This window comes from Ideonella sp. (assembly GCF_035254525.1).
Taxonomy (GTDB): domain Bacteria; phylum Pseudomonadota; class Gammaproteobacteria; order Burkholderiales; family Burkholderiaceae_C; genus Ideonella.
Window position 1 is genome coordinate 1 of record NZ_DATFAN010000138.1, and the last position, 8137, is coordinate 8137.

At 66.2% G+C, this 8137-nt stretch carries 8 protein-coding genes; 6 read left to right on the forward strand and 2 right to left on the reverse strand.

The annotated features are described in order from the left end of the window. The 4 genes from VJ693_RS13955 to VJ693_RS13970 form a co-directional block, all read left to right on the forward strand. A partial coding sequence (locus tag VJ693_RS13955) for a hypothetical protein (RefSeq protein WP_324155037.1) occupies positions 1–860 on the forward strand: 860 nt, incomplete at its 5' end. Positions 861–907: 47 nt separating this feature from the next. Further along, positions 908–1528: a cold shock domain-containing protein gene (locus tag VJ693_RS13960; RefSeq protein WP_324155038.1), complete on the forward strand. Its 621-nt coding sequence runs from the start codon at positions 908–910 to the stop codon at positions 1526–1528. A 60-nt stretch (positions 1529–1588) separates the two neighbouring features. Beyond that, positions 1589–2140, forward strand: coding sequence for a nuclear transport factor 2 family protein (locus VJ693_RS13965; protein ID WP_324155039.1), 552 nt, complete (start codon positions 1589–1591; stop codon positions 2138–2140). A gap of 61 nt (positions 2141–2201) precedes the next feature. Then, entirely contained in the window at positions 2202–3254 is a 1053-nt protein-coding gene (locus VJ693_RS13970; protein ID WP_324155041.1) for a hypothetical protein, read from the forward strand. A gap of 4 nt (positions 3255–3258) precedes the next feature. Here VJ693_RS13970 and VJ693_RS13975 read toward each other — a convergent pair whose 3' ends face one another. Together VJ693_RS13975 and VJ693_RS13980 are read right to left on the reverse strand one after the other, a co-directional pair. Further along, positions 3259–5277 carry a hypothetical protein gene (locus VJ693_RS13975; protein WP_324155042.1) on the reverse strand — a complete coding sequence of 673 codons (2019 nt, stop codon included), beginning with the start codon at positions 5275–5277 and terminating at the stop codon, positions 3259–3261. Positions 5278–5340: 63 nt separating this feature from the next. Beyond that, positions 5341–5631 carry a hypothetical protein gene (locus VJ693_RS13980; RefSeq protein WP_324155044.1) on the reverse strand — a complete coding sequence of 97 codons (291 nt, stop codon included), beginning with the start codon at positions 5629–5631 and terminating at the stop codon, positions 5341–5343. 324 nt (positions 5632–5955) lie between these two features. Here VJ693_RS13980 and VJ693_RS13985 point away from each other — a divergent pair, with 324 nt between their 5' ends. Together VJ693_RS13985 and VJ693_RS13990 are read left to right on the forward strand one after the other, a co-directional pair. Continuing rightward, on the forward strand, positions 5956–7440 hold the full coding sequence (locus VJ693_RS13985) for a hypothetical protein (RefSeq protein ID WP_324155046.1): 1485 nt from the start codon (positions 5956–5958) through the stop codon (positions 7438–7440). Continuing rightward, positions 7437–8137 (forward strand): GMC family oxidoreductase N-terminal domain-containing protein (locus VJ693_RS13990; RefSeq protein WP_324155047.1); only part of this gene is annotated, 701 nt, incomplete at its 3' end. The genes VJ693_RS13985 and VJ693_RS13990, both read left to right, overlap by 4 nt.

Sequence of the window (8137 nt, forward strand, 5' to 3'; positions counted from 1 at the left end):
GAAACTTGCGACTGCCCCTTGGAATCTACAACACATCGGTTTCGCGCGTCTGCAACAAGACAGAGTCACTTTGTCAACGGCTGGATACTTACTTTCGAGCATCGACCCGACTTGAACCACTCGAGCATGAGACAACGACGCTGAACCAAATCATCGACTACGTTGAACTGTCCGTCTACGCTGCCGCTGAGCACGTGGACGACATTGACTCCATAGCGTCGGGATTCTTCGTAAGCACATCGCACCGCGACAAGAATGCGTCATATCGAAAACTGCAGAAAGAGATCAAGAGACACAAGCGCTTCATCTCTGCGTTCGCAAATGCAATCAAGCATCAACAATCTCGAATCAGGCTTTTCTCTCTGGAGTACAGCCATGCAGGCAACAATGGTTGCTTGCATGGCTACTTCATTGAAGGAGTCGAAGGCGGTGCCCTATGCCCGAGCGGCGTCTTCCACAAAGATCAGCAGGTGTTCTCCATCACGGCACTGGTATGGGAGATCTTGCTATTCCTTCTCCTATGCTCCAGAGAACTGCACCAGTTCTTGGAAAGCATCGCGCATCAAATACAAGGCCCAGTGAACACCGCATTTGAGATCTTTCCTAAGGCTATCCTCGCAGCATCCCGTCTGCCGAACTACACGTTTGGGGAGGAGCATCCGTTTGCCCGCTCGACGCTCTATCTGATACAAGGCTCAGAATCTGCGAAGCCAGCAATGTATGGCTCCATGCTTAACGGCTGGAACCGATACTCCGACGCATCTTTCGGTCAATTCGCATCAAGGTTTGAAGCCGATGGCTCAACTCGATCCTTCAGGTTTGCCCATCCAAAAGCTGTCGTGCTTCAACATTGGGACTGAGCGGCCTAACCCCTTACAGGGACTCCCCGTTGAATCAACGGTGATCAGTGTTCTTCTTCCAAGGCGGTAGCTTCGCCAACACCAACGCATCACCTATGCGCTTGACCGGCACCCTCCGATCCTGGAACGACGACCGCGGCTTCGGCTTCATTGCGCCGCGGCACGGCGGCGTTGAAGTTTTCGTGCACATCAGCGCCTTGCCGCGCGATGGCACGCGGCCGACTGTCGGTGAGACGGTGACCTACGAATTGGGCCGGGGCCGGGATGGCAATCCGCAGGCTGTGAAGGTGATGCGGCAGGCGGTCGGTGCGCCGTCTGACGCGCCGCGTCGATCGCATCCACCGCGCAGCGCTCGCAGGTCCGTCGGCGTGCCGGTCATCGCGCTGGTCATGGTGGTTGCGCTCGCGGGTTGGGGCTGGCGGCACTACGAGTCGCGAGCGCGCGGCGTCCAGAGCCTGAGTGAGAGAGCGCCATTTGCCGCGGCGGAAGAGGCTGCACCGTCGCCGAGCGAGCGCTTCCATTGCGACGGCCGCACCCACTGCTCGCAGATGACCTCGTGTGCCGAGGCCAAGTTCTTCCTGAAGAACTGCCCTGGTGTGCAGATGGATGGCAACCACGACGGCGAGCCCTGCGAGCAGCAGTGGTGCACCCACCCCTTCGCGGATTAGGTGTTGTGATGCGGAACGCTGCAGAATCCACCGCCTTGATCGGCTCCGCACCGCACCCGCATGAATCTGCATCGCATCGCGCTCGCATCCGCCCTCGCAGCCCTGGCCCTCGGCCTCTCCAGCGCGGCACACGCCCAACTCCCCGTCGTCCCCACCACCGATCACAGCGCGCTGCTCGCCAGCCCCGATCCAAAGCTGGCGCAGAACAAGCGCCTGGTCTATGACTTCTGGCGCGAGGTGTTCGAGGCGGGCCACCTCGAGCTGGCCGAGAAGTACATGGCCGAGGGCTACGCGCAGCACAACCCCAACGTGCCCACTGGGCGCGCGGCCTTCGTGCAGTTCTTCGGCCGGTTCAAGAAGCCCGGCCCCATCCAGGCCAAGGTGGCGGCGCCGCTGGTCTCGATCACGGCCGAAGGGGACCTCGTCGTGCTCGGCTTCGTGCGCGAGCTGCCCGATCCGCAGGATGCGAGCCGCAAGTACACGACCACCTGGTTCGACATGTTCCGCATCGAAGGCGGCAAGATCGCCGAGCACTGGGATGCGGCCGAGAAGCCGGCCGCCCGGCCGGCGCCTGCCGCGGCCGCCAGCGTGGAGGACGCGAAAAAGCCGTGACGTTGCGTGCGGCTCGGCAAGAATGCGGACACCATCACGATCACAAGCCAGGGAGATTTCGATGTCGGCCATGACCCGTTCCATTGCTGTGCGCGCCAGCCTCGCACTGTTGCTGGCCATCGCCGGCGCAGCCCACGCCGCGGCGGCCTATCGCGCACGCGAGGTGCTCGGCCCGGTGGGCAGCCCGCCTGTGTGGCCGTATGCCATGAACAATACCGGCAGCGTCGCCGGCCATACCGATGATCCGAACAATGCGTTCCTGAACGATTCCTTCATCCTGAACGCGCGCAGGGGCTACGCGCAGTTCCAGCCCTTCGGCGCGGCCTACAGCCGAACCTACGGCATCAACGACCTTGGCGATACCGTCGGCTACGCCATGAACTCGCCGGGGGACATGGCCTTCTACAAACCGGCGGGCAAGGCGGCCATCGCGCTGTTCCCCGCTGACGACACCATCGGCAGCTATGCCTGGGACGTCAACACGAGCGGGGTGGTGACCGGCAGTTTCGTCACGGCGGATTACCGCCAGCATGCGTTCCGCTGGGAGGCGGGCGTCCTCACCGAGCTGCCAGCACTCGGCGGAAGGTTCACCTACGCGGGCGCGATCAACGCGGCCGGTGCGATCGCCGGTGGTTCGAATCGTGTTCGCAATTCCGGCACGCATGCCGTCAAATGGGTGAACGGCGTGCTGATCGATCTCGGCGGTCTGGGCTACACCGATGCGTACGGCGATGGAGCCCTCGCCATCAACGACGCAGGCTGGGTGGCGGGCTATTGCTCCGTGGCGAATTTCCTGACCCATGGCTGCGTCTGGCATGACGGCGTGATCGACGAACTGCCCCCGCTGGTGGCCGGATCGTGGAGCGAGGCGCTCGACATCAACAACAGCAACGTTGCCGTCGGGCGCGCAGGCTATCCGTCCTCTACCGATCGCGCCGTGATCTGGACGAACGGCGTGATCAGCGACCTGAACGAGCAGGTCAAGCTGCCGACGGGCGTCACGCTCGGGACGGCCCAGTCGATCAACGACAAGGGCCAGATCCTCGCCTACGGCTTTGACACCGTGCAGGGCCGGGTGCGGCACTTCGTGCTCATCCCCGTGGCCACGCACTGAGGCATCACTCAGACCCGGGTCCATCCTGCAGCGCGGGCGCGAACACCTTGTCGATCAGCGGGTTCGAGAAGCGCTGCCGGATGTCGGCAAGTGAGTAGCCGCCTGCACCGGCGATGCTGACCAGGGCCTCGCGGAAGGTCTCGAGTTCGTCTTTGTAGGCCACGGTGCGCAGGTAGTCTTCGATGGCCTGGCCCCGCAGGTTCAGGCCCTGCCATTGCTTGGCCCAGTGGGGGCGAATGTTGAGCGGCCGGCCTTGTGCGTCGGTGTAGCGCGCCCAGGCATCGGTGATCTGCTGCATCAGCTTGGCCCAGTCGCCCGGATCCGTGTTCAAGGTGGTCAGCACCTCGATCGAGCAGGTGCCGAGATCGTTGCCCCGCTGGGGCGCCATGGTGATGCCGGAGCCTCCCATCACGCGCATCTCCATGGTCAGGCGCATGGGCACGATGCCCTGCGATTCGAAGACCGCGTAGACGGTGGCGATAGCGTCCCACCATGCCCGCTGGCACAAGGCCCAGTCGGGCTGGCCCGGCGCGTCGGCGCGCTCGGGGATGGGGATCTCGAACTCCATGTCCAGCACGCGCATGTTCTGGATGCCGCGGCGGAAATGGAGCCCGTCGATCAGCGGCGTGGTGGCGCCCTTGGTGGGCAGGAACGCCATCGCGCTGCTGCCCAGCGCCATGGCCTGCACGGCCTCGGGCAGGGCGTTGAACAGGCGCGTGTCGATCAGCAGGCCGGCGAGGTACTCCTGCAGTTCCTGCGCGTCGGTGTCCAGCGGGCTGGGGTAGTCGACGGCGTCTTGGCGCTGGCCGTCGTTGCGCCAGGTGTTGATCCAGCAATCGGGCTGGAAGGTGAACCAGAACCACTCGGCGTAGTAGTCGTTCTCGCAACGCGACACGAAGTCGGCACGGGCCTGCGCCAGGTCTTGCGGCGTGACGCCGCTCATGTCCACCTGGGCCGGCACGGCGAAGCCTTCGGGTGGCGGAACGGCCAGGGCCAGGCGCTGGCGGCGGGGCTCGAGTGCGGCGTAGGTCATCGGATCGAGCTTGATCGTCAGCGCGGTGACGATGCCCAGCAGGCCGAACGCGCCGGCGGCCGACTTCAGCAGCTCGGGGTCGTTCACCGTCTGCAGCTCGCCTCGGGCGTTGACGAATTCGATCTCGGTGACGAGGTCGCTCAGGGTCTGGTTGCGCCAGCCGGCACCGTGGCAGACCGGGGCGTTGCTGCCGCCGAAGGTGATCTCCACCATGATCACGTTCAGTGGCAGCGTCCAGTTCCAATCGCCGCCTTGTCCGCTCAGGCACCATCGGCGGAACTGCTCGTTGGTGGTGGCGGCCCCGATGCGGCACAAGGCCTTCTTGACGCCTTGCTCTTCGATGTAGCCGGTGATGGCGATGCCTTGGAGTTCGTCGTCGGGGTCGATGGGCGGTTCGACGGCGGGCAGCTCGGTCACCACCGGCAAGGGCAGCATCGAGACCAGCACCTCGCCGTCGGCGGCATACAGCGACGTCCAGGTGTGGCGGTAGCCGGCACCGCGCACGCGCTTGCCGTTGGCTGCGGCCCAACGCACGATCGCGCAGAGGCCGGCCTTGGTCTTGGGAAAGCAGGTCAAGGCGGGGGTGTTCGACACCGTGCGCCCCCAGTTCTGAAAGGCCAGGTCTGGCAGCCGCTCGACGGGTTGGCCGTTGCCTTCGATGAAGTCGCTCGGAACGAGCAGGTCGGCGGTGGGGGCGGGTGCTGCGGGCGCTGCGGGTGGGCTGCGCGGGGCATCGCTGGCACGGTCGGCCGCCTGGCCACCGTTGCCCGACAGGCCGCCCACGTGCGAGGCCAGCGCGTCATCGGCCAGGACCAGCTCGTGGAGCTGGTCGAGCGTGATGTGCGGCGCGGCCTGCCCCAGGCCGATGACCTCCTTGGCGCCATGCAGGTACATGGACCAGGCGGCGAGAAAACCTTCGCTCGAGGCGGTATGCCGAAGCTCGGACATCCACGCCCTTTCCACGGGCGGGCGGTTGGAATCGGTTGTCATGGTGGCTCCCAGTGGCGTGAGTTGAGTTGTCTCGTCGATCGAGGTCATGGCCGTGGGCCCGCGTCAGGCCGACGCGGCCTTCTTGCGGCAGCCGTTGATGGTGTCGCCGATGCCGTTCCAGACCGCGCTGATGGGGACGATCCAGCTCTTCTCGACGACCGTGTACTTCAGGTCCCCGTCGGCCGGGTCGAACTCGAACTTCAGCTTCACGATCCAGCCCGTGCCCTTCGTCGTGCTGATGCCCTGGTTGGCATTGGGCGGGTCGTAGGTCGTGCCGTGCTGTTCTGCGGACGTGGTCTTCACGCAGCTGAAGATGGCGGGCGTGACGCCGCTGAAGGTTTTGCTGTCGCTCATGATGTGCCTCGTTGGTCGGAGTGGGTGACGGATGGCCGCGTGGGGCCCCGGATCGGGCCTGTGTGCGCGGCTTGTGCATGAAGGCGTTGCCGCCTCCATGGCCTGCAGTCTTCCAAGGGCAGGCCCGCTCGGGGCTGAAGGCTTCTGAGCCGTTCCTGAAGCGTCCTGAAGCGCGCCGGCAGCCGACGCGGGCGCGCGTCGCGGCTGGCCTGAAACGTTCTGAAATCGCGTGAGCCCGGCGCCGGTGCGGGCTGCGCCGTGCCGGGGCGCGATCTACATTGCCCGCGCGCACATCGACGACGACAACACCCACGGAGGACCCGCGTGAACACGACGCCACCGCCCTTGCGCTACGTCTGCCTGTCGGATCTGCACCTCGGCGCAGCCAACAGCCTGCTGACCCAGGTCACCGCGAGCGGGCGCGCAGACCCTGAGCGGCCGAGTGCCTGCCTCGTCGCGCTGGCGCGTGCGCTGCGCGCCAGCGTGGCCCGCATGGTCGAGGCGGCCCCATCGGGCGCCTTGCCCCGGTTGATCCTGCTCGGCGATGTGCTGGACATGGGGCTGGCCGACATGGCGAATGTCCAGGCCGGGTACCGGTGGTTCATCGAGGCGCTGTTCCCCGCCAGCGCGCCACCGGTCTTCTCGCCGCAGATCGTCTTCGTGCCGGGCAACCACGACCACCATCTCTGGCGCATGTGCCAGGACCAGCATCTGGTCGACACGATGCAGCCGCTGGATGTCACGCCGCTGCTGCTCGATGGCACCGAGCCGCCGCTGGACAGCCTCTTGCTGACCCGGCTGACGCGCCTGGCCAGCGGCGATGCGCAGGCCCGTGTGCAGGTGGCCTACCCCAACCTGGGCCTGTTCGATGCGGCGGCCGGGCGCTGCGTACTGATGCACCACGGGCACTACGCCGACGCGACCTATCGCGTGATGACTTCGTTCAGCGACATGGTGCTGGGCGCGAGTGCCGCGGCCACGAGCATCGACCGGATCGAGCGGCAGAACGGCCCGTGGGTGGATTTCCTCTGGTCGGATCTCGGCGCCGCGGGCTCATCGGGCCAGGCCATGCAGACCCTGTACGAGGTGCTGTGCGATGCAGGCGCCTCGCGGCAGTTCTCGCTCAGGCTGTTGAACGCGGTGATGGGGCGCTTGAGTGGGCTGGGCATGGATCCCGACACCGTCTTGATGAAGGGCTTCACGATCGGGCAGTTGCTGGCTGGCGTGGCCGATGCCTCGCTCGGGCGCGGCGCTCAATCGCAGCGCTATGCCAACGTCTCGCTGACCACGCCAGCGGCGCTGGATGACCTGCGCTGGTACTTGGCCGGGCCATTGTTCGAGCAGGCGCGGGCGGCCGGGCTGCCTGCCGCGGCGCTGGACACGGCCTTCGTCTACGGCCACACCCACAAGCCGTTCCAGGACGAGCTCGCCGTGCCCGGCTACGGGCAGCCACTGGCCATCTACAACACCGGCGGCTGGGTCGTGGATCAGCCGACCCTGGTCGACAGCCAAGGCGCCAGCGCCTTGTTCATCGACGAGCGGCTCGACGTGGCGGCGCTGCGCCTGTTCAACGACGCGCCCAACGGTCGACTCGAGCCCGTTCACGTGGCCGGCCTGGGGGGCTTTCGCGACGCGGCCAACCCGTTGCTGGCGGCGCTGGCCGAGGCCATCGAGCCCGATGCCGCGCTGTGGGCTGATTTCAGCGGCCATGCCCAGGCCGCCATCGAGCAGCGATCGACGTGGCTGCTGGACGAGTTCTTCGCGCCGGGCCGCAGCGCAGAGCCGTCACGGGAGGCACAGACGTCATGATGAAGACCATCGCCAGCCCACTGGGCCAGATCAAGGGCCACTACACCGTGGTGGTCGTGGGCTCCGGCTACGGCGCGGGGGTGGCAGCCTCGCGCATGGCGCGCGCCGGTGTGTCCGTGTGCGTGCTGGAGCGCGGCCGCGAGATCCTGCCTGGCGCCTACCCCGACACGCTCGCGGGCGTGCAGGCCGAGCTGCAGATCGACACGGCCGAAGGCCGCATCGGCGACGAGCAGGGCCTGTACAACCTGCACGTGAACCCCGACATGCTGGCCCTGGTCGGTGCCGGCCTGGGTGGCACCTCGCTCATCAATGCCAACGTCGTGCTGGAGATGGACAAGCGCCTGTTTCTCAGCGCCGACTGGCCCGAGCCCTTCAGGCAGGATCCCGACCTGCTGGCGCCCTATGCCGAGCGGGCTCGGGCGATGCTGGATCCGAGCCCCTACCCGAGCGAGTTCCCGCCCCTGAACAAGCTCGGCGCGCTGCAGGCATCCGCGCAGGCGATGCGCCAGCCCTTCTACCGGCCGCCCATCGCCGTGAATTTCGTCGATCAGAAGAACCCGTTCGGCGTGGTGCAGCCCAAGTGCACCCTGTGCGGCGATTGCACCAGCGGCTGCAACGTGGGGGCCAAGAACACGACCCTGATGAACTACCTGCCCGATGCCCACGCGCACGGCGCGGAGCTGTTCACCGGCGCGCG